The sequence below is a fragment of the Pontibacter korlensis genome, from assembly GCF_000973725.1.
Classification (GTDB): domain Bacteria; phylum Bacteroidota; class Bacteroidia; order Cytophagales; family Hymenobacteraceae; genus Pontibacter; species Pontibacter korlensis.
Genome location: NZ_CP009621.1, coordinates 3,916,915 through 3,937,314, shown reverse-complemented (window position 1 = coordinate 3,937,314; position 20,400 = coordinate 3,916,915). Strand labels below are relative to the sequence as shown.

19 protein-coding genes are annotated in these 20,400 nt (G+C 41.9%); 18 read left to right on the top strand and 1 reads right to left on the bottom strand.

The window, feature by feature from the left end:
• The first annotated feature begins 155 nt into the window (after window positions 1-155).
• The 18 genes from PKOR_RS16925 (at window position 156) to PKOR_RS16840 (ending at window position 20,178) form a co-directional block, all read left to right on the top strand.
• On the top strand, window positions 156-1,505 hold the full coding sequence (locus tag PKOR_RS16925) for an asparagine synthetase B family protein (RefSeq protein WP_046312322.1): 1,350 nt from the start codon (window positions 156-158) through the stop codon (window positions 1,503-1,505).
• Complete coding sequence (locus PKOR_RS16920; protein ID WP_046312321.1) at window positions 1,498-2,631, top strand: CapA family protein; 1,134 nt, start codon at window positions 1,498-1,500, stop codon at window positions 2,629-2,631. Before PKOR_RS16925 ends, PKOR_RS16920 begins: the two co-directional genes overlap by 8 nt.
• Window positions 2,628-3,524: a glycosyltransferase family protein gene (locus tag PKOR_RS16915; protein ID WP_046312319.1), complete on the top strand. Its 897-nt coding sequence runs from the start codon at window positions 2,628-2,630 to the stop codon at window positions 3,522-3,524. The genes PKOR_RS16920 and PKOR_RS16915 overlap by 4 nt, the downstream gene beginning before the upstream one ends.
• Window positions 3,521-4,339 (top strand): TIGR04325 family methyltransferase, encoded by an 819-nt coding sequence (locus PKOR_RS16910; RefSeq protein ID WP_046312317.1) that lies wholly within the window; start codon window positions 3,521-3,523, stop codon window positions 4,337-4,339. The genes PKOR_RS16915 and PKOR_RS16910 overlap by 4 nt, the downstream gene beginning before the upstream one ends.
• A 140-nt stretch (window positions 4,340-4,479) precedes the next feature.
• Window positions 4,480-5,331 carry a glycosyl transferase gene (locus PKOR_RS16905; RefSeq protein ID WP_148561734.1) on the top strand — a complete coding sequence of 284 codons (852 nt, stop codon included), beginning with the start codon at window positions 4,480-4,482 and terminating at the stop codon, window positions 5,329-5,331.
• Window positions 5,319-5,681: a sugar 3,4-ketoisomerase gene (locus tag PKOR_RS16900; protein WP_046312315.1), complete on the top strand. Its 363-nt coding sequence runs from the start codon at window positions 5,319-5,321 to the stop codon at window positions 5,679-5,681. Before PKOR_RS16905 ends, PKOR_RS16900 begins: the two co-directional genes overlap by 13 nt.
• Window positions 5,682-6,779 carry a DegT/DnrJ/EryC1/StrS family aminotransferase gene (locus tag PKOR_RS16895; RefSeq protein WP_046312314.1) on the top strand — a complete coding sequence of 366 codons (1,098 nt, stop codon included), beginning with the start codon at window positions 5,682-5,684 and terminating at the stop codon, window positions 6,777-6,779. It abuts the gene before it with no gap.
• 110 nt (window positions 6,780-6,889) lie between these two features.
• On the top strand, window positions 6,890-7,987 hold the full coding sequence (locus PKOR_RS16890) for a glycosyltransferase (protein WP_046312312.1): 1,098 nt from the start codon (window positions 6,890-6,892) through the stop codon (window positions 7,985-7,987).
• A gap of 23 nt (window positions 7,988-8,010) precedes the next feature.
• A complete protein-coding gene (locus tag PKOR_RS16885) occupies window positions 8,011-8,892 on the top strand; it encodes a glycosyltransferase family 2 protein (RefSeq protein WP_148561733.1) in 882 nt (293 codons plus the stop codon).
• Between the two features lie 161 nt (window positions 8,893-9,053).
• Window positions 9,054-10,154, top strand: a complete 1,101-nt coding sequence (locus tag PKOR_RS16880) for an O-antigen ligase family protein (protein WP_158453792.1) — start codon at window positions 9,054-9,056, stop codon at window positions 10,152-10,154.
• Window positions 10,144-10,944 (top strand): glycosyltransferase, encoded by an 801-nt coding sequence (locus PKOR_RS16875; RefSeq protein WP_046312309.1) that lies wholly within the window; start codon window positions 10,144-10,146, stop codon window positions 10,942-10,944. The genes PKOR_RS16880 and PKOR_RS16875 overlap by 11 nt, the downstream gene beginning before the upstream one ends.
• Window positions 10,941-12,236 (top strand): O-antigen ligase family protein, encoded by a 1,296-nt coding sequence (locus tag PKOR_RS16870; protein WP_046312307.1) that lies wholly within the window; start codon window positions 10,941-10,943, stop codon window positions 12,234-12,236. Before PKOR_RS16875 ends, PKOR_RS16870 begins: the two co-directional genes overlap by 4 nt.
• 36 nt (window positions 12,237-12,272) lie before the next feature.
• Window positions 12,273-13,646: an undecaprenyl-phosphate glucose phosphotransferase gene (locus tag PKOR_RS16865; RefSeq protein ID WP_046312305.1), complete on the top strand. Its 1,374-nt coding sequence runs from the start codon at window positions 12,273-12,275 to the stop codon at window positions 13,644-13,646.
• A 101-nt stretch (window positions 13,647-13,747) separates the two neighbouring features.
• The gene (gene hisS / locus PKOR_RS16860; RefSeq protein ID WP_046312304.1) at window positions 13,748-15,142 is read left to right on the top strand and encodes a histidine--tRNA ligase; all 1,395 of its coding nucleotides are present in this window, start codon (window positions 13,748-13,750) and stop codon (window positions 15,140-15,142) included.
• A 6-nt stretch (window positions 15,143-15,148) separates the two neighbouring features.
• Window positions 15,149-16,639, top strand: a complete 1,491-nt coding sequence (hutH, locus tag PKOR_RS16855) for a histidine ammonia-lyase (protein ID WP_046312302.1) — start codon at window positions 15,149-15,151, stop codon at window positions 16,637-16,639.
• Window positions 16,640-16,758: 119 nt separating this feature from the next.
• Window positions 16,759-18,708, top strand: coding sequence for a T9SS type B sorting domain-containing protein (locus PKOR_RS16850; protein WP_084694825.1), 1,950 nt, complete (start codon window positions 16,759-16,761; stop codon window positions 18,706-18,708).
• A 122-nt stretch (window positions 18,709-18,830) separates the two neighbouring features.
• Window positions 18,831-19,166, top strand: coding sequence for a YbaB/EbfC family nucleoid-associated protein (locus PKOR_RS16845; RefSeq protein WP_046312297.1), 336 nt, complete (start codon window positions 18,831-18,833; stop codon window positions 19,164-19,166).
• On the top strand, window positions 19,156-20,178 hold the full coding sequence (locus tag PKOR_RS16840; protein ID WP_046312296.1) for a glycosyltransferase family 2 protein: 1,023 nt from the start codon (window positions 19,156-19,158) through the stop codon (window positions 20,176-20,178). The genes PKOR_RS16845 and PKOR_RS16840 overlap by 11 nt, the downstream gene beginning before the upstream one ends.
• On the opposite strand, the gene PKOR_RS16835 is transcribed toward PKOR_RS16840, so the two are convergent.
• Complete coding sequence (locus PKOR_RS16835; RefSeq protein WP_046312294.1) at window positions 20,173-20,391, bottom strand: PspC domain-containing protein; 219 nt, start codon at window positions 20,389-20,391, stop codon at window positions 20,173-20,175. The two genes, PKOR_RS16840 and PKOR_RS16835, sit on opposite strands and share 6 nt — an antisense overlap.
• Between the last annotated feature and the right edge of the window lie 9 nt (window positions 20,392-20,400).

The window sequence follows — 20,400 nt, the reverse complement described above, 5'->3', positions numbered from 1 at the left end:
AGGTCTGGACAAGGCTATAAAAAGCACCTAAACGCCTTGTTTTTTCCCAAAAGTAATCCATACCTTTCCAATTAGAAGGTCATAATAGTTTTAAGGATACGGCATAATATTAAGCTCCTTCTCCAATTGCAAAGAGACTAACACTAAATAAAACAATGAAATTTCAGACGGACTGGCTAGGCTCTGATCCTGTATTTTACAATACTTCTACGGGTAAAATAAACCATAATATTAATGAAGTAGTCGATATCCAAAACTTAGAGTTCGATCCGGAAGGCCTCAATAACTACTTGGATTATGGCTACTCTGTTTTTGGGCAGACGCCTTTAAAGCATGTGAGATACTTGTTACCTAACTCCTCTATTCAAAACCTGGATGGGAAGCTAGTGATAGAGCAGCAACAAGATCCTTCCCTAGATCTCTTAGGCATGCAAAGTCTGGAGGAAGATCTGATAGGAAACCTTTATGATAGCGTTGAACTATGGAGTTCGTCCATGCAAGGTAATATCATAATTCCCACCAGTGGCGGCTTTGACTCCAGGCTTCTTAACCTGTTAGTGAAGGATAAAAGCCGCATAAGGTCTTATACATATGGCATATCTAGCAGACAGAGCGACTCTGAGGAAGTGGTTAAGGCAAAATGTATTTCCGACATTCTGGGTACACATTGGGAGCAAATCGAGCTGGGGGAATTTCATAAGTATCTGGATTACTGGGATGAGCTTTATGGTATATCGACACATGCGCATGGTATGTATCATGTTGAGTTCTACAGCAAAATTTTACAGCGGACAAAATTAGGAATGCCACTTCTAAGCGGCATTATTGGCGATGCATGGTCTGGAAATGTTAAAATTCCATCTATCAACAGTCCAGATGACTTAAAGTGGCTGGGGTATTCTCATGGCGTCAGTGCCACGTCTAAGGCCAGTATTTTTAGGACTACAGCCAAATTAAAAGAGGCATACTTTGAGGAAAAGAGACAAAATTTAACAGACAGTAATTTTAGGATTGTAGAGGCAATGCGTTTTAAGATGGTGCTTCTTTCATACCTGATTAGGGTGCCAAACAGCCTCGGATTTAAGGCTTGGTCACCTTTTCTTGATATTTCTATCGCCACACAAATGCTCAACCTGCCTGCCCATAGAAAGCAGGACAGAATATGGCAACGAGATTTTTTCAAAAAGCACAGTCTTAACCTTGAGGAGTTGAACCTCTCGTTCTCTAAGAAGAATACGCTAGATTATCAGGGCATGCAAAAAGTACGGTTTAAACCTTTAAGTGAAGAACTTCTGAAAGAGGTAGTGAAGCCTGACTATGTATCTTGGATAAACAAGAGGATAAGCAATAATGCCTTCAACCGTTTGAAGAACATTTTCTACTCTATACCTAAAATCAAGACCTTTGGCTTTTCAAATGATATCATGGCTGCATATTATGGCTATGTTACATTGAAACCGATAGAGAATTTGATTAGGAGAAGAAACTCTAGTATCTATGGATAATATGAAGCTTTTTTTTGCAGGTGATGTTGTAATAAAGAAGAATATTAGCAGCAACTTCATCCATCCTGATCTTGTTGCTATAATCAATACTCATGATGTAGTGTCTTGTAATTTTGAGGCTCCTATCATAACTCCGGATGCTACACCTATCAGAAAGGCCGGACCTCATGTTTTCCAACACGATAATGCCATCAAAGCGCTTAACGAATCTGGCTTTAACCTTTATTCGTTAGCAAATAACCACATTTATGATTACGGTTATGAGGCTCTTAAACATACTTTAGCAGTACTGAATGATAATGACACAATTGGTGCCGGTTTAGAATTCGAAGAGGCTTATAGAGCTAAGTATGTTACCCAGAATGGCTTAACTGTTGGTATGCTATCCTTTGCCGAATGGGGATTTGGCGCCTTGACAGATAATCACTTCACCAAGAGTGGCTATGCCTGGCTAAATCATGAGTCTGTAAATTCCAGAATTAGGAAAACGCGTGAGAGCTGTGATTTTCTAATAGTACAGATACATGCAGGCGTAGAAGAATTAGACTTCCCTCTACCAGAATGGAGAACCCGGTTCAGAGAACTGATTGACTTAGGCGTAGATGTGATTATAGGCCATCATCCACATGTACCACAAGGTTGGGAGAGCTACCGGAATGGCTTAATTTTTTATAGCCTGGGCAACTTTTATTTTGATGCGCAATCAAATCACCCATTATGGAATGTAGGTTATGCAGTTTCGCTGGCACTAAATAAGAATCGGAAGCCAGAATACGAGGTAATACCTATCATCAAGAGGGAAAATCAGGTTCTCCTTAACCGTGATCAGGAGTTCTGTGACCACTTGTCCAAAATTACAGGTATTCTTAGTTCAGACGACTACCTCGAAATAGCAGATAAAGAAGCTCTGAGGCTATGGGAGACAGTTTATTCCCCCTATTACAGTTTTGCCTCCAATGGAATAAATCGGTCCGATTCTGCCTACGCTTTGCTAAAGGTAATTTATAGGTGGCTCTTCAAAAAGGATCATACACAGCAACACTTATTCCTGCTGCATAACCTTAAAATTGAGAGCCATAGGTATGCAGTTGAAAGGGCCTTAACACTAATGACCAATAAAGCATGAAATTAGCACCTATTGTGTTATTTGTTTACAACCGTCCCCTACACACGCAGAGAACAGTAGAAGCCTTGCTAAAAAATGCCTTAGCAGCCGAAAGTGACTTATATATTTATGCGGATGCAGCCAAGAGTGAAGAATCTGTTTCCAAAGTTCTGCAAGTAAGGGACTATATCAAGAATATAAAAGGATTCAGGTCATTGCACATTGTTGAAAGGGATACAAACCTTGGTTTGGCAGAATCTGTGATATTAGGGGTTACGGATGTTGTTAATCAGTATGGGAAAGTTATTGTGGTGGAGGACGATTTAGTTACCTCTCCTTACTTCCTTACTTACATGAATAAAGGTCTTGACCTGTACCAAAGTGATGATGAGGTAATATCAATACATGCATATACTTATCCTATCAAAATGAAGGGAGTAAAGACTTTTTTTCTCAAAGGTGCTGATTGCTGGGGGTGGGCAACCTGGAAGCGGGGCTGGTCTTTGTTCGACAAAGATGGGCAGAAACTGTTGAATCAAATTAAAAGAAACAACTTAAGTAAAGCTTTTGATTTTAACGGCTCCTATCCTTACACACAAATGTTGCAGAAGCAGATTAGCGGTAAAAACGACTCTTGGGCAATTCGTTGGTATGCTTCAGCATTCCTACATAACAAATATACGTTGTATCCAGCTAAGTCTCTTATTCAGAATATAGGGCTTGACCTAAGCGGCACCCACTCAGATACCACGGGTAACTATAATGATGATTCGCTGTCTGACGAGCAGTTCAACCAGTTGGAAAAAATAAAAGTCGAGGAGAATCAGGAAGCAAGGAAATTATTTGAAATGTTCTTCAGAAAGAATACCAAAATTGGGCTGAAGCAGAGAATCATTAATTTTATTAGCAGATGAACAAGCTAAAGGTGCTTATACCTCCTATCCTACTTGATTTAAAGCAGAAGTTGTTTCCACCTAAGTATGGCTGGTTTGGTGACTACAATAGTTGGCAGGAGGCAAAAAATAATTGTACTGGATACGACGATGTGGAGATCGTATCGAAAGTGAAAGAGGCCGTTCTTAAAGTAAAAAATGGAGAAGCTGTTTTCGAAAGAGATTCTGTTATTTTTGATACGATTGAATACTCTTGGCCGACATTAGCTGCACTTAACTGGATAGCTGCTCAGAATTCCGGGTCTTTAAGTATTGTTGACTTTGGAGGCTCCCTTGGCAGCTCTTATTACCAGAACAGAAAATTCCTTGATAAACTGAACAAAGTTGAGTGGAATATTATTGAGCAGCAACATTTTGTTTCTATAGGTAAAGAAGAGTTTCAAGACCATGAATTGAAATTTTATGAGGATATTGAAACTTGCTATTCTAAAACCAGTCCTCAAGGGGTTTTATTTTCTTCTGTACTTCAATACCTGGAGAGACCTTATGAGATTCTTGCTGAATTTTTCAAAAGACAGATTGAATACATCATTGTAGATCTTACCGGTTTTACCTCAGGCAATCAGCCAAGCAAAATAACAGTTCAGCGGGTTAATCCCAATATATACAACGCTAGCTATCCCTCCTGGATTTTTAATAAAGAGGAGTTTTTATCCATATTTTCTACTAGTTCATATGAGTTGATAGAAAGCTTTAAATCAGATATTACCCTCACATACAAGGGTGAGGTTTTGAATTATGAAGGTTTTATATTCAGGAGAAAAACCGCTCAATAACCTAAGATATGTTAAATTTTTGTACCCTGTTCGATTCAAAGTTCTTGCCTTATGGGCTTAATTTGCACACTTCACTGATGAAGAACTGCGGGAGCTTTCATTTATATATTTTTGCTTTTGATGACAAGTGTCAAGAACTTTTGTCAAAAGTAAATTTACCACACACCACTGTTATTGCTTTATCTGACTTCGAAGACGAAGAGTTGCTGGCAATAAAGCCAACCAGAACAAGAGGTGAGTACTGCTGGACCTGTACTCCATCAACTATACTTTACTGCATCAAGAAGTTTGGACTAGATAACTGCACCTATATTGATTCTGACATATACTTTTATGATGATCCAGGCCACTTGATCAGGGAGATGGGTGACAAGGAAATACTTCTTACGCTACACAGGTATACACCAAGATATGATGAGACACACATAAGTGGAAAGTTTTGCGTTCAATTCATGACTTTTAAAAACAAGCCTGAAAGCTTGGCAGCACTAAACTGGTGGCGAAACGCTTGCATTGATTGGTGTTACAACAGAGTAGAGGACGGTAAATTTGGTGACCAGAAATATCTCGATGACTGGGAAACTAGGTTCAACAATGTGCATGTACTACAAAACCCAGCCGGAGGCGTGGCACCATGGAACGTACAGCAGTATGGTGTAGAGACAAAAGGTGAGGAAGCATTTGTTACCTTGGAGGAGAAGAAACATAGATTAAACTTTTACCACTTTCACGGGCTTAGGTTTTTATCTGACAACAAGCTGAGCCTTTGCGAGTACAGCCTTCCTGCTAGGGCTGTAGAGTTGTTGTATGTCCCATACATTGAGCTATACCTGCAGAATTATGCAAAACTAAAACAGCTTGATAACAATCTTGATGTGTGGCTGCCAGCAGCAAATAACCTGGAAACATTCAAAAAGAACACCTTAAACTTTCTTAAAGGAAAGTATAACATTTACCGCATTAATAAATTTGTCAAAGCATGGCCAAAATAATTGATTTAAAAACCTTTACAGATAAAAGAGGCAACTTAACGGTTATTGAGAAATCTATTCCTTTTGATATAAAACGAATTTTTTACATCTATGGTGTAGATGAATCTAGAAGGGGCGGTCATAGACATCATAAAACAGTACAGGCTGCAATATGTATTCAAGGATCCTGTCAAATCTACAACGACAATGGCACTGAGCAACAGGAGTTTGTGCTTGATAAACCAGAAAAGTGCTTAATACTAGAACCCGCGGATTGGCACGAAATGTACAATTTTACAAAAGACGCCATACTAATGGTATTAGCCTCGGAATATTATGATGAGAAGGACTACATTTTCAACAGGTATTAAATGATTGACTACGAGAACCTATACTGGCTAAACAAGCCATTTTTTGAGGATTATCAAATCAGCTTTGGGGAAACCCTTAACTCTGGCTGGTATATACTTGGAAAAGGCGTTGATACTTTTGAGGAAGAGTTCGCCTCCTACTGCCATGTAAAACATTGTGTTGGCGTTGCCAATGGTCTAGATGCGCTTATTCTTTCATTGAAAGCTTTCAATTTTCCAAAAAACAAGGAAGTACTGGTGCCTTCTAATACCTACATAGCTACAATTCTTTCTATCCTGCATGCTGGTCTTAAGCCCGTACTCGTTGAGCCGGACATCAGAACATACAATATTGATCCTAAGAAGATCGAAGAAAAAATCACAAAAGATACAGTTGCTATCATGGTTGTGCACCTGTATGGAAAGTGCTGCCAGATGGACACAATTATGGAGCTGGCCAGAACCTATAACCTGAAAGTAGTGGAGGACTGTGCACAGGCTCATGGTGCTACACACAACGGCAACATAGTGGGTGGTTTTGGAGATTTCGGAGCTTTCAGCTTCTACCCTACTAAAAACCTTGGAGCACTAGGGGATGCAGGCGCCATTACTTGCAGATCCGATGAGTTAGCAGAAAAACTCAAAGCGCTCAGAAACTATGGGTCACGCATTAAATATGTTAACGACTATATAGGTTACAATTCAAGACTAGATGAATTACAGGCAGCGTTTCTTAGGCAGAAGCTAAAAAGGTTAGATGAGATAAATGCACATAAAAGAAAACTAGCTAATACTTACTTCAGTCTCTTGACAGACAAAGTAATAAAGCCTGTTGTGGAAAATGGCTTCTATGACGTTTACCATATCTTTAATATCAGAACTTCGAAAAGGAATGAGTTAAAGGAGTTCCTCTTGGAGCAGGGTATAAAAACTGAGATTCATTACCCAATACCGCCACACCAACAGAAAGGATTGGCAGGCGTTTTTGAGAATAACTATCCGATTTCAGAAGAAATACATGCTACCACTCTTAGCCTTCCCATTTCGTTCATTCATACCGAAGATGATGTTGCAAAGGTGTCGGAAGCAATCAATAAATTTGCCGATCTACACCTTTGACCAATTACTTATAGAATGTAATTAAATCCATGTCAAAGGATTCTGGTTGAGGTAAAAGGTGGTAATACAATTGTAAAACCTCTTAACCTGAGATTATTGCTAAGCTTTAAATGAAAATAGTACATGTAGTAGAGTGCTTTGCTGCAGGCACAGCACATTTTATAAATTTACTTACGCAGTATACTTCCTGTGAGCATATTGTCATTCATGGAGAACGACGCGATGAGATCAGCGCAGAAGCGGTAAAGGCAAAGTTTCCACAAGGGGTTACTTTTATTCAATGGAAAAATGCACAGAGGGAGATAAGGCCAGGTAAGGACCTCATGGCTTTAAGAGAATTGACAACGATACTTAAAAATCTTAAAGATATCGATGTTATACATTTACATTCTTCAAAAGCAGGTTTTTTAGGCAGAGCTGCCTGCTTCATTCTTGGGTTAAAGAATGTAATTTATACTCCTAATGGTGCCTCATTTGCTCGTGCAGATGTTTCAACTAAAAATAAATCACTCTACATACTACTTGAAAAGGTTGCAGACAAGCTTGCTGGCGAAGTTGTCTGCTGCTCCCCTTCCGAAGCCCAGAGCTATGAGAAAATAGGCATAAATACATCATTCATAAATAATGGAACCTCTATTCCTACTTTAGACCCAGAAACTCCTCAACCCTGCAAAGGTGCTCCATTTAGAATTGTAACTTGTGGCAGGATTACAGAACAAAAGAATCCTAAACTTTTCAATCAGATTGCCTCATTTTTTAAACAGCAGCAGGATATTACATTCACTTGGATTGGTGAAGGAGCAATGGAGCAAAGAGCTGTTTTGAATTCCGGTAATATTAAAGTTACCGGATGGCTTCCAAAAAGAGAGGTAGAGGACATATTGACCAGAGCAGATTTATACCTTTCTACTTCTTTATGGGAAGGTCTGCCCTTTTCGGTGCTTGAAGCATTAAGTCTTGGCAAATGCCTTCTGTTATCGGATTGTGTCGGCAACAGGGACCTAGTAAAGAATGGCTACAATGGGTATAGTTTTCTTACAGCAGATGAAGCTATTTCTAGAATTCAATGGCTAATGCGTAATCAGGAATCTGTAAAGCAAATGGGAAGGAACTCTAGAGAATGGAGCGAGAAAGAGTTTGATATCGAACTTGTGTCGAAACAGTACCAAAATTTATATGCAAGTTTTGCCAAAAGAAGAAAAGACTAAGGTATTTCAACCTAAAAGCCCCCTTGTTAACTTCAATTAAACTTATAGAGGAAACAATGATGGTTCCAATTTTGGAGGAAAGTAGTAGCTTGACTCGGATTGATAAGAATGCCAAAGAAGGCATTCTTGTTTCTATTATTACAATCGTATATAACGGCGAGAAATATTTAGAACAGACAATCCGGAGTGTGCTCGGGCAAAGCTATAAAAATATACAGTATATCATTATAGATGGTGGCTCTACGGACGGTTCAATAGAAATTATTAGAAAATATGAGAGCCAGATAGCCATCTGGATAAGCGAACCTGACAGAGGAATTAGTGATGCCTTTAACAAAGGTATAGCTCTGGCTACAGGTGATCTGATTGGTATTCTCAATGCTGATGACTGGTATGAGCCAGAGGCTGTTTCTAAAATGGTGGCTCACTTTAAACCCGACAGTGTTCTGCACGGGAACACACAGTACTGGAATGAAAATGGCAGCAGAGCTCATCAGGCGAAGCCTAACCTCGACATTTTGCCTCTAGAAATGAGCTTGAACCATCCTACTGTATTTGTTAGCAAAAATCTTTATAAAAGGTACGGCGTCTTTGACTTGAACTATAAACTTGCCATGGATTACCAGCTATTGCTGCGCTTTTATGCAGCCGGAGTAAAGTTTATACATATAGATGACATTGTTACCAATATGAGGCTTGGTGGCGTATCGGCTAACATAGAAGGCTGTTACCTAGAAGTTTTTAAAGCCAAAAATGAGGTACTTGGCTTCAGAATATCTCATAAGCTTTATTACTACTGGACAATCATGCGTTATAAAGTTTCACAAGGCCTTGAAAACACTCCACTTGCATTCATAAACAGATTATATAGAACCCGGATGTCCCCTATAAAAAAGCAGTATTAACTATAGAGAGCATTATTTTTATAATTTTGCGTTCTGTAAGCAGCCTATACCTAAGCTGACTCCTATTGTTTAAAATGCGACTATCAGTAAACTGCTTCGGCGTATTCTTATTTTCATTCTTTCTGCTCCTCAACCTGCAGACACTTTCCCTAACAGGCTGGATGGTGGTGGAGGAGTCATCAGTAAAGCTTTACCACTTCTTTTCTCTCCTTTTCCTACCTTGCTTGTTCCTCAAGCCGAAAGACACTACAGCTAGAGTACCGTTATTCATATTCGAATACTTTGTTGGCATCACACTTATTTCGTTGCTATTGTTTTTGGTTTATCCCTTTAACAGGCTTCTTATAAATCATCTTTTTGTTTTTTATGCCTTTTTCATAGGTTACTATATTGCTGGTATACTTCCTCAGGAGCAAATATTCAACCTGCTGCAGAAAGCTGCTCTTATTGTTTTTATAGTTATAGTTGGTAAGCTGTTCTTCCATATTCCCGAGATTAAGAGATTTCTTAAGGCACCAGATGGCCACCCAGATATTTATACCATATATGGAGGAGGCACAAACCTAGAAGCAACTTGGATTGGCCTGAACACCGCCTTATTCATTAACAGGAAGAAATTATTCTATACACTGCTCGCTGTAACTTTAGTTATCAGTGTTATTTATGCCTCTAGGGTTGGAGTTGTAATAGCCTTTCTTGTAGCAGGATTTAAGTTTGTTTCAGCCAATACTTCCAGAAAGGAAAGGCGCACCATTATTTTTATGGCTATGTTAGCCGTAATTTCTTTCTTTATATTTATTGATTTAGAAAACCTTGCCAGCAAAATATACACTCTAAAGCGTTTTGCTGAATTTGGGGATAGCTCAGATAAGGGTATGGCCGGAAGGTTTGCTATGTGGCAGTACTATGGCACTGCTCTCTGGAAAAGTAAGTTTTTAGGCTACGGCGCAGGAAACGGCATATATGCCGTTGAAACGGTGTCAGGGACTGATTATCCTGAAGACAACCTGCACAACCTGTACATGCAGGTGCTCATTGAATTTGGTGTGTTAGGTTTTATTTTATACATGATTGTTGTATATAACATAAGTATAAAGGCGTTGAAGTCTCGTTTGAGCAATCCACTGGCAATTCTCATATTAGTATATTTCATTGCATCACTAATTCAGTTCAGAGGTACCGATGCTATGATCTGGCTATTCATTGGATTATTTTTAAAAATTGAGTCTAACAAAGAAAGGATCTTGGTGCATGTTCAGTGATATCGTAGTATTGATCCCCCATTACAATAATCCTAGTGGCCTGGAAGCTTCTTTAGATTCGATTCAATTTTCACATCCAATTGATGTGCTGGTTGTAGACGACGGAAGTAACCTAAAGCCAGATGAGCAGAAGCTTCGTCAGTTGTTTGAGGGGAAACTACGTTTGCAGTTCATATATAATAAAGTAAATCTGGGAATAGAAAATACACTAAACAATGGACTGAGGCATGTTCAGGAGCACATGCATAATAAATATATCGCTCGGTTAGATTGTGGCGACACCTGTGCTCCATCCAGATTTACTAAACAGAAACATTACCTAGATACTCATCCTGACATCTACCTCATAGGCTCATGGGTAGAATTTGTTGATGATCGGGGAAGAAAAGAATACACTTACAAAGCTCCGGCAGAGCATAACGACATTGTACATAATATGTACTTAAAGTGCAGCTTCATTCACCCATCGGTTATGTTTCGTACTGCAGCCTTAAAGGAAATAGGGCTATATCCTACTACTTATAAGGCTGCTGAGGATTATGCATTTTTTTTCAGATTTATTAGAAAGTATAAAACACACATTATACCTGAGGTTCTTACTTACTGTGAAATTAACCGTAGAGGCATATCGCTCACTAAACGAAACATACAACTAAAGAGCAAAATCAAGATACTACTGCACAACAAAATAGCTTCTCCTTATTTTGTATTAGGCTTGGCTAGAAACATTGTTTTAAGTGTTCTGCCCTACAGTTTTGTGGCAAAAGCAAAAGCCATATTTCTAAAATGAGAAACTTTATTAAAAAGCTTAACGGAGTATACCTTATCCAACAAGGTTATTACTACAGCTTGATACTGCTTGCTGTTTCCCTATTTTCCCCGAAGCAGATTATAACTAATATAGCAGTTCTAATGCTAGCCTTGTTTTGGATGCTGAATGGAAATGTAAAGGAGAAGTATAGACTATTAAGTAGGAACCCATCAGCTATCTCATTCTTTGTACTGTTTGTACTATACTGCATTGGTGTCCTTTATACCGAAAACATACAGGAAGGAATAAAGAGCTTAGAGACAAAAGCTTCCTTGCTGGTTTTCCCTCTAATATTAGGCTCTTCTACAATTAAGCGTGAACACCTTTACAAGACAGTGCTCATTTTTGCTTTTGCATGTGTGGTTCTGAGCATGATAGCTCTTATCTACCAGACATTTGTAGTGATTGAGAAAGACGATTTTAATTATTTCTTTAGCGATGGTTTAGTCTCTATTTATGCAAAGCAGGCTGTATATTTTGCTCTTTATGTAGCTACTTCTATTTTACTCCTTTGCCATCATCTATACTTTCTGCCTTCAGAAACTAGTGCTAAGCAGAGGCTAATAATAGTAGTCTCTATCTTGTTCTTACTGCTCATACTGTTCCTGCTAGCGTCAAGAGCTACTCAAATTGTTCTATTTACTATCTTGGTAACCAGTGTTATAGTTATTGGCGTCAAAAAAGGCAGAATTCTGCATTCATCATTACTTGTAGCTGCACTAATAGCATTCGTGATTGGTCTCTCCTTACTTTTTCCTCAAACTTTGGCACGTTTTAAGAGCCTTACAAATATTAGCTACGAATTCTCCAACACATCTGATATTTACCATTTTTCTGGAAGCTATGATGATAATCAGTGGAATGGACTTAATCTAAGATTAGCTAAATGGGTATGTGCTGTGGATGTGATCAAGGAGCATCCTATTGCAGGTGTGGGTACGGGTGACGTGAAAGAAGCTATGGTTCAATCTTATAAGAATAGGAAATTTGTATTTGCAGCTCAAAATAGATTTGACCCGCACAATCAATACTTGGAGACTGCAGTCAGTATAGGTATAGCAGGACTTGTAGTTCTTCTGATATGTTATTTTCTCCCTCTCTTCAATGCAATCCGTTACCGTAGTTGGCTTTTAATAACGTTCCTACTACTTATTATCTCCAGCTCCCTCACTGAGTCAATTTTAAGTAGATCGCAAGGAGCCACATTTAGCTGCTTCTTCTTATTTTTACTTCTACAGTATATAATTGCTAACAAACCTTACAAGCAGTAGCTTTAACTACTGCTCATAAAATTGCTTATACCTTGCATGACTGGTCTCTACTCTAAATACATTAGGTTAGTTTACCTCTTTGGTGACTTAGCAGCAATTGCGATATCAGTACTTGCGATGGTGGTACTTGATCAGTCGGTAAATAGATTTACAGAGCCATTCTATTTATTTCTTTGCTCTTTAGCAGCATGGTTTGTTTGCACTAGTTTGCTTAGTACCTATAAAATTTATCGAGTTGCCAGAAGGTTAAAGGTTGTGCTTGCAGCGCTCAAAGCGGTGCTACTTTACATTCTCCTGATGGAAGCCGGCTTAAACATAACAGGCTTTGATGATTACTCGAGAAAAGCTCTTTTATACCATTATGCAGGTCTTACTCTCCTCGTTATATCATGGCGTGTGGCAGTAACTACAGCATTGAGGATTTATAGAACAAAAGGATACAATTTGCGCAAGGTTGTTATTGCAGGTCATAATGAACTAGCAATAGAGCTTAAACATTTCCTTGAGGGTCACCCGGAGTATGGCTACAAATTTCTGGGATTCTTCAGTAATAAGGAAAGTACGGGTGAAAATGTTATAGGAAGAGTTTCTGATATAAAGCATTTTGTTGCCACGAACGAAGTAGACGAAATATACTGCTGCCCCTATGAACTCGACAAAAGAGAAGTTGCCCAGCTTCTGGACTTTGCAGACGACAACTTGATACGCATAAAGTTCCTGCCAGAGTTTAACGGACAAAACCACCAAAGACTAAAGATCGACTTCTACGACATTCTGCCTGTTATGATGGTTCGGGCAATACCATTGGATGATGTTATGAATAAATTCATCAAGAGAGCGTTCGATATTGTATTTTCGCTACTGATCATCGTCTTCATTCTGTCTTGGCTGCTGCCTATCATAGCAATAGCCATTAAAATAGATTCAAGAGGTCCAATCTTCTTTAAGCAAACAAGGTCGGGCATCGACAATAAAAGCTTCCAGTGCTATAAGCTCAGAAGCATGTATATCAATAAAGATGCTCATAAACTTTTGGCGCAAAGAGGTGACGCGCGAATTACGCGAGTGGGGGCTTTTATCCGTAAAACCAGTATCGACGAGCTTCCACAATTCTTTAATGTGCTGCTTGGGCATATGTCCATTGTTGGTCCACGCCCACACATGCTCAAACTTGGAGAAGAATATGCCCAGGTTGCAGAAAAGTACATGGTCCGCCACTTCATCAAACCAGGCATCACAGGATTGTCACAGGTGCGCGGCTACCGTGGTGATACCACCCACTCTTACCAAATCAGGGGCCGTGTGAAACTTGACATTTTTTATCTTGAAAACTGGTCATTCTGGCTTGACCTTAAAATAATCTTCTACACAGTTTATAATGTCATCAGAGGTGATAAAGCTGCCTTTTAACAAGGGCAGCTTTATTTTTATGCCCCCTCCTTCCTTTCAATAACCATTCCCTCCCACCTTTGCTCCACATTTAGTAACTTCGCCGGCAAACCTGCAAAAGCATGAGCAAAGAGAAACCATCTATACCTAAAGGAACAAGAGACTTTGGCCCGGCTGTAGTGGCCAAGCGTAACTATATTTTTGGCGTTATCAGACGCACTTTCGAGAAATTTGGCTATCTGCCGCTCGAGACGCCTGCCATGGAGCAACTGTCTGTGCTTACAGGCAAGTATGGCGACGAAGGCGACCAGCTGATTTTTAAAGTACTGAATTCTGGTGATTTCCTCTCTAAAACGAAACAGGAAGACATCGAACAAGGGTATAAGCACCTGACCCGTAAAATTTCAGAGAAGGCCCTGCGATACGACTTAACAGTACCTTTCGCCCGCTTTGTGGTAATGAATCGCAACGAAATCACTTTCCCATTCAAGCGTTATCAGATTCAACCTGTATGGCGTGCTGACCGCCCACAGAAGGGGCGCTACCGCGAGTTTTACCAGTGCGATGCCGACGTGGTAGGTACAAACTCACTTCTATGTGAAGCGGAGATCGTGCAGATGATCAATGAGGTGCTTACCCACCTTGGGCTCACTGACTTCACCATAAAAATAAACCACCGTGGGGTGCTGGCAGGTATAGCCGAAGCCATAGGTGAGAAAGGACGCGAAGGCGAGATTTGTGTAGCCATTGATAAACTGGATAAGATCGGACGTGAAGGCGTGCGCAAAGAGCTACTGGAACGGGGTATTTCAGAGGAAGCAGTTGGTAAACTGGAGCCGCTTTACGACTTGAACGGCAGCAGCGAAAATAAACTAGAGCAGCTTCAAAGTATACTCGGCGAAACACCAGAAGGCCAACGCGGCCTGAATGACCTGCGAGATGTTTGGACATACCTGGAGGGTCTACAAAGCAAAGCGCTCACCGCGCAAAATGAATCCGGAGAAGAACGCCTGATGCTGGATGTAACGCTGGCTCGTGGCCTCTCCTACTACACCGGCTGCATCTTTGAAGTAAAGGTAAACAACGTGAGCATGGGCAGCATCAGCGGTGGTGGACGATATGACAACCTTACAGGAATGTTCGGGCTTCCGGGCGTATCAGGTGTAGGTTTTTCCTTTGGTGTAGATCGCATATATGATGTACTGGAAGAACTACAACTGTTCCCCGACAGCAGCCAGCAAAGCACAAGAGCATTGATCGTGCAGTTTGATAAGGAAGCAGAAAAGTATGCACTACCTGTTTTACAGCAACTCCGCGATGCAGGCATTAGCTCAGAAATTTACCCGGAAGCAGCCAAACTTAAGAAGCAAATGGGATATGCCGATCAAAAAAGCATCCCTTACGTGATCCTGATAGGCTCTGAAGAAATGGCTTCAGGCAAGCTGAAACTGCGCGACATGAAGCAAGGAGAACAGCAGGACCTGACTGTAGATGAAATCATAGCAAAACTGAAATAAACCCGCATGAGCCAGGTACACCATATTTCCAGCCAGTTCCTGACACTGGAGACGATAGAAACAATCCTGAAGCAGAACTACACGTTGGCGTTGTCGGAGGAGGCGGAGCAGCGCATTATACGCTGCCATGAGTACCTGCAGCAGAAAATAGCAGCAACAGACCGCAGCATTTACGGCATCAATACAGGATTTGGCTCTTTATATGATAAAAAGATTTCATCCTCAGATTTGGAGCAGTTACAACGTAACCTGATGATGTCGCATGCCTGTGGTATAGGAGATGAAGTGCCACAGGAGGTAGTAAAGCTAATGCTGTTGCTAAAAATACAGTCGCTAGCTTATGGGCACAGTGGTGTGCAGCTGCAAACTGTAAAGCGCCTGATCGACTTTTTTAACCGTGACGTGTACCCGGTAGTCTACCAGCAGGGTTCATTGGGTGCTAGCGGAGACCTGGCTCCTTTGGCACATCTGTGCTTGCCATTGCTAGGGCTTGGCGATGTCTATTTCCAGGGAATGAAGCTGGAGAGCCGCCATGTTTTGAACATGTTTAGCTGGGAGCCAATCGCCTTGAAAGCAAAAGAAGGGCTTGCGCTACTAAACGGCACTCAATTCATGAGCGCTTACGGCGCTTATACTTTATTGATGGCAAAGCGCTTGTCACGTCAGGCAGATGTGCTTGGAGCCCTATCATTAGATGCATATGACGGACGTATTGAGCCGTTCAACCAACTCATCCACCAGGTGCGCCCTCACAAAGGGCAACTGGAGACAGCACAGGTTATGCGCGAGCTGCTTACAGGCAGCCAGCTGATGGAGCAGGAAAAGCAGCATGTACAGGACCCCTACTCTTTCCGTTGCATCCCACAGGTACATGGTGCCTCAAAAGATGCCATTGCGTATGCTGAGCAGGTCTTCCTTACTGAAATCAATGCTGTAACAGACAACCCTAACATTTTCCCGGACGAAGATGAGATTATCTCGGGAGGCAACTTCCATGGGCAACCTTTGGCATTGGCACTGGATTTTATGGCTATTGCTGTAGCTGAATTAGGCAGCATATCTGAGCGACGTACATACCAGCTCATTTCAGGGCAAAGAGGACTGCCCGCATTTCTGGTGGCAGAACCAGGCCTAAATTCAGGTTTCATGATCACCCAGTACTCAGCAGCCTCTATAGTGAGCCAGAACAAGCAACTATGTACTCCAGCTTCTGTTGATACTATTCCTTCTTCCCACAACCAGGAGGACCATGTGAGTATGGGGGCCAATGCCGCTACCAAAATGTTTCAGGTGGTGCACAACACCGAGCGCGTGTTTGCCATAGAGTTGATGAACGCTGCACAGGCAATTGACTTCCGTCGCCCACTCAAAACATCGGAGCCATTAGAGCGGCTGATCAAGGAGTATCGTAACCTCGTACCTTTTGTTTCGACTGACAGGGTGCTGCACCACGATATTCAACAAAGCATTTCTTTTCTGCGGACATATAGTCTGTAAACCAAGCAGATAAAATTTATAAAGCCTCTGGTGCAGTTGCGTCAGAGGCTTTTCTTTGCCCTTGCAGCATAGTTTTATGCTGTACTTTCCTTAAATTGATCGTAAAGCCATTAGAAAGGATGATTTTGAAGTATCTGTTTACCATATGGTTTATACTTTTGGCAGCAGCCTCTTGGGCACAGAATGGCTGTTTTCGCCCTGTACAGGACGGGCAGGAAGTGCAGGTAATCTGTGCTGGTAAACCCGTTTTTTTCCGTGACTGCACTGCTAACCCCGATCCTAATGCCGTAATATTTTATTCCCCCGGCCCAGGCGCTTTCGACCCACAGAACTATAATCCTGATGATCTTTTGCAGGCAGAAGAGCAGACAACTTTCTCGCAGCCGGGCACCTACACCATTACCCAGGTTATTAACAGAGAAGATGGTGGTGGCACAAGAACTTTTGCACAGGATTTTGAGGTTAAAGCCGCAGCAGCACCTGAATTTACCTCACAGAGTTGTGCCAGTGGAGCCGTCTCGTTTACAGTCATCAACACAGAGTATGACAACTATACTTTCGATTTTGGAGATGGCACAACCCGGGAGACCGATGGCAGCACAACTATCACTCATACTTATACCACCCAAGGCTCTTATACTGTAACACTAACAGGCAGCTATAACGGAGGCAATTGCCAAAACACTTACAGCCAATCAGTATCTGCTCTTCCACTTCTAGACGAAGAGAACCCGACTCAACTCGAAAAACTAACGGTGCTGGAGCAGGACGCTAGCGGAAGTGTTCAGCTAGAACTGTCAGGTTTAGTGCCCGGATACAGCTACACCATTGAGCAGTACACAGGTGACTTCAGGAACCCCTACATTGAGATTGGAACAATTCAGAACTTAAGCAGTAGCACCATTACGTATACTGTCGAGAATGTGAATACAAACGCTGGCACCTGGTACCTGGTACGCCCGGTCGACGCCTGCGGCAGGGTTTTCATCAACTCAAACATCGTAAGCGGCATATCCTTAAACCTACAAACTAAAGAGGAACAGGTACAGCTTAACTGGGAATACTCTCCTGACTTCAGCGCATTTGAGGTTTATCGAAATGGTACTTTGGTTGAGACACTTCCTGGGTCTGCTTCTTCCTACACCGATAATGAAGTAACCTGCGGGCAAGTGTACAGCTACTATATTGTAGGCACAGGTACAGATCCCCAAGGGGACCGTTACACATCAGTATCAGCTACGATGAATGCTGTGGTAAGCTCCACGGCTATACCTGCAGCACCTTACCTGCTCTCTAGCTTTGATCTTAACAATCAAGTAGAGCTAACTTTACAGCTGCCTGAGGGAGAACAAGTGAATGTTATAGCTCTGGAGCGAAGTATAAATGGCTCCACTTACCAACGCCTGACGCAAACGCAGCAGACAACATATGTAGATGTTACTACCACTACGCTACAAGCAGTATGCTACCGTGCTACTTTTACAAATCTGTGCGAGAACACCTCTCCTCTCAGCAATGTTAGCTGCCCAATAATTCTGGAGGCTGAACAACAAACTGACGGAAGTATAAACTTAAGCTGGTCTGCTTACTCCGGCTTTCCAAATGGGGTTGGGCAGTATACGGTAGAATTACTTGACCAAGATGGCAATGTAGTAGCTAGCTATCCGACTACAGGCAGAACATTTACCGACAATACCCTGAGTAATGAGTTGCCTGTTTTACGCTATCGTATCAGGGCTACTTCCCAATCAGGAACAGAGGTAACTTATTCAAACCTGGAAGAGATCGAACAAAATGCACTTGTTTATATACCCAGTGCCTTTACACCAAACGGAGACGGCCTGAATGACGTGTTTGAAATAAAAGGGAAGTTTTACAGTGGATATACGCTACTGGTATACAACCGACTAGGAAACGTTATCTACAGAGGAACCGAAGCTGACGCCGCTTGGGACGGCACCCAAAACGGACGCGAGATACCAGCAGGCGCTTATGCCTATGAAATAGTGCTGCAGACAAGTTTTGGCACCACCAAGCGCAGAACCGGCACTATCACCTTGTTGCGGTAAGTGCACGCATTTAGTCCAATCATCCAAAGTATAAACAGCCTTCAAAAAGAGTGCTTATATTTGCATATAGCAAGGGCTAGCACAGCCCTGCACTCGTACATACACCTAAAAAGAAGAAAACTATGTTTGATATGTTCGGCATGATGGGCAAAATAAAAGAAGCCCAGGCCAAAATGAAGGAAGCACAGGAGAAACTGAAAGATATAACTGTTACGGCCGAATCAGGTGCAGGACTTGTTAAAGCTACTGTAAATGGTCAGCGTCAGCTCCTGAAGATTGAGATCGATGAGTCCATCATGAATGTGAGTGACCGTGAAATGGTAAACGACTTAGTTGTAGCTGCTGTAAATAACGCCATGTTAACCGCCGGAGAGCGCGCTCAAGAAGAATTGCGCAAACACACCGAAGGCCTTATACCAAACATACCAGGCTTAGACCTCGGCAGCTTTGGACTTTAATTCAGCTCACACGGCAGTCGTTATACTTAACTGGAACGGCTTACCTCACTTACAACAGTTCCTGCCATCGGTGGTGGCAAACAGCGGCAATGCAGAGATTATTGTGGCTGATAACGCCTCCACCGATGGCTCTATCGCTTTTTTACAGGAGCACTACCCACAGGTGCGCCTCATTCTGCTATCTGAAAACTTTGGCTTTTGCGAAGGATACAACAAAGCCTTACAGCAGGTAAAAGCTAAATACTATGTCTTGCTTAATTCAGACGTAGAGGTACCACTAGGTTGGACGGAGCCTGTAGTGCAGCTAATGGAGCAGGACCCTAATATTGCCGTTTGCCAACCTAAAATCCTGGCACAGCAACACCCAAGCTTTTTTGAGTATGCAGGTGCAGGAGGAGGCTTATTAGATGCATTGGCCTACCCCTACTGCCGTGGCCGCCTTTTTGAGACACTGGAGGAGGATAAAGGGCAGTATGATGACGTGCAGGAGATTTTCTGGGCTACAGGTGCCTGTATGTTTGTAAGAGCAGATGTCTACCACATGCTAGGAGGACTCGAACCAGCCTTCTTTGCGCACATGGAAGAGATTGACTTCTGCTGGCGCGCTAAAAATGCGGGTTATAAAGTGATGTACAACGGGCACAGCCGTGTATACCATGTTGGCGGTGGCACGCTACACAAGTCCAACCCCCGAAAAACTTATCTTAACTTTAGAAACGGTCTGGCGCTGCTCTACAAGAATATTCCTTCTCAGGAGTTAGGTGCAGCGCTGCTGATACGTGTACTTCTAGACTGGGTAGCTGCCTTCCGAATGCTTCTTGCAGGGCAAAAGAAAGACGCTAAGGCTGTGCTGGATGCACACATGGATCTGCTGCGCAACAGGAAGTACTGGCTACGCCGCAGAAAGGAACAACAGCCAAAAGGCAATTTCCCTTACTTAGCAGGCGTTTACAAAGGCAGTATCGTTTGGCAGTATTTTATTAGGCAAAAGCGTACGGTGCAGGATTTATAGGTCCCAAACCGTACTGCGCTCGCGGCGTAAATGCTTGCTAACGTTCATCCAAAAGGCAAGCATCAGGTAGAGGAGCACAGGTGAGCCCATGGTTAGGAATGAAACGTAGATAAAAGTAAGCCGGATGCTACTGGATGCAAAGCCCAGCTTCTCGCCAAGCATCGCGCACACACCAAAGGCCTGCGATTCGATAAAGTACTGAAGCCGTTTCATTATCATCTG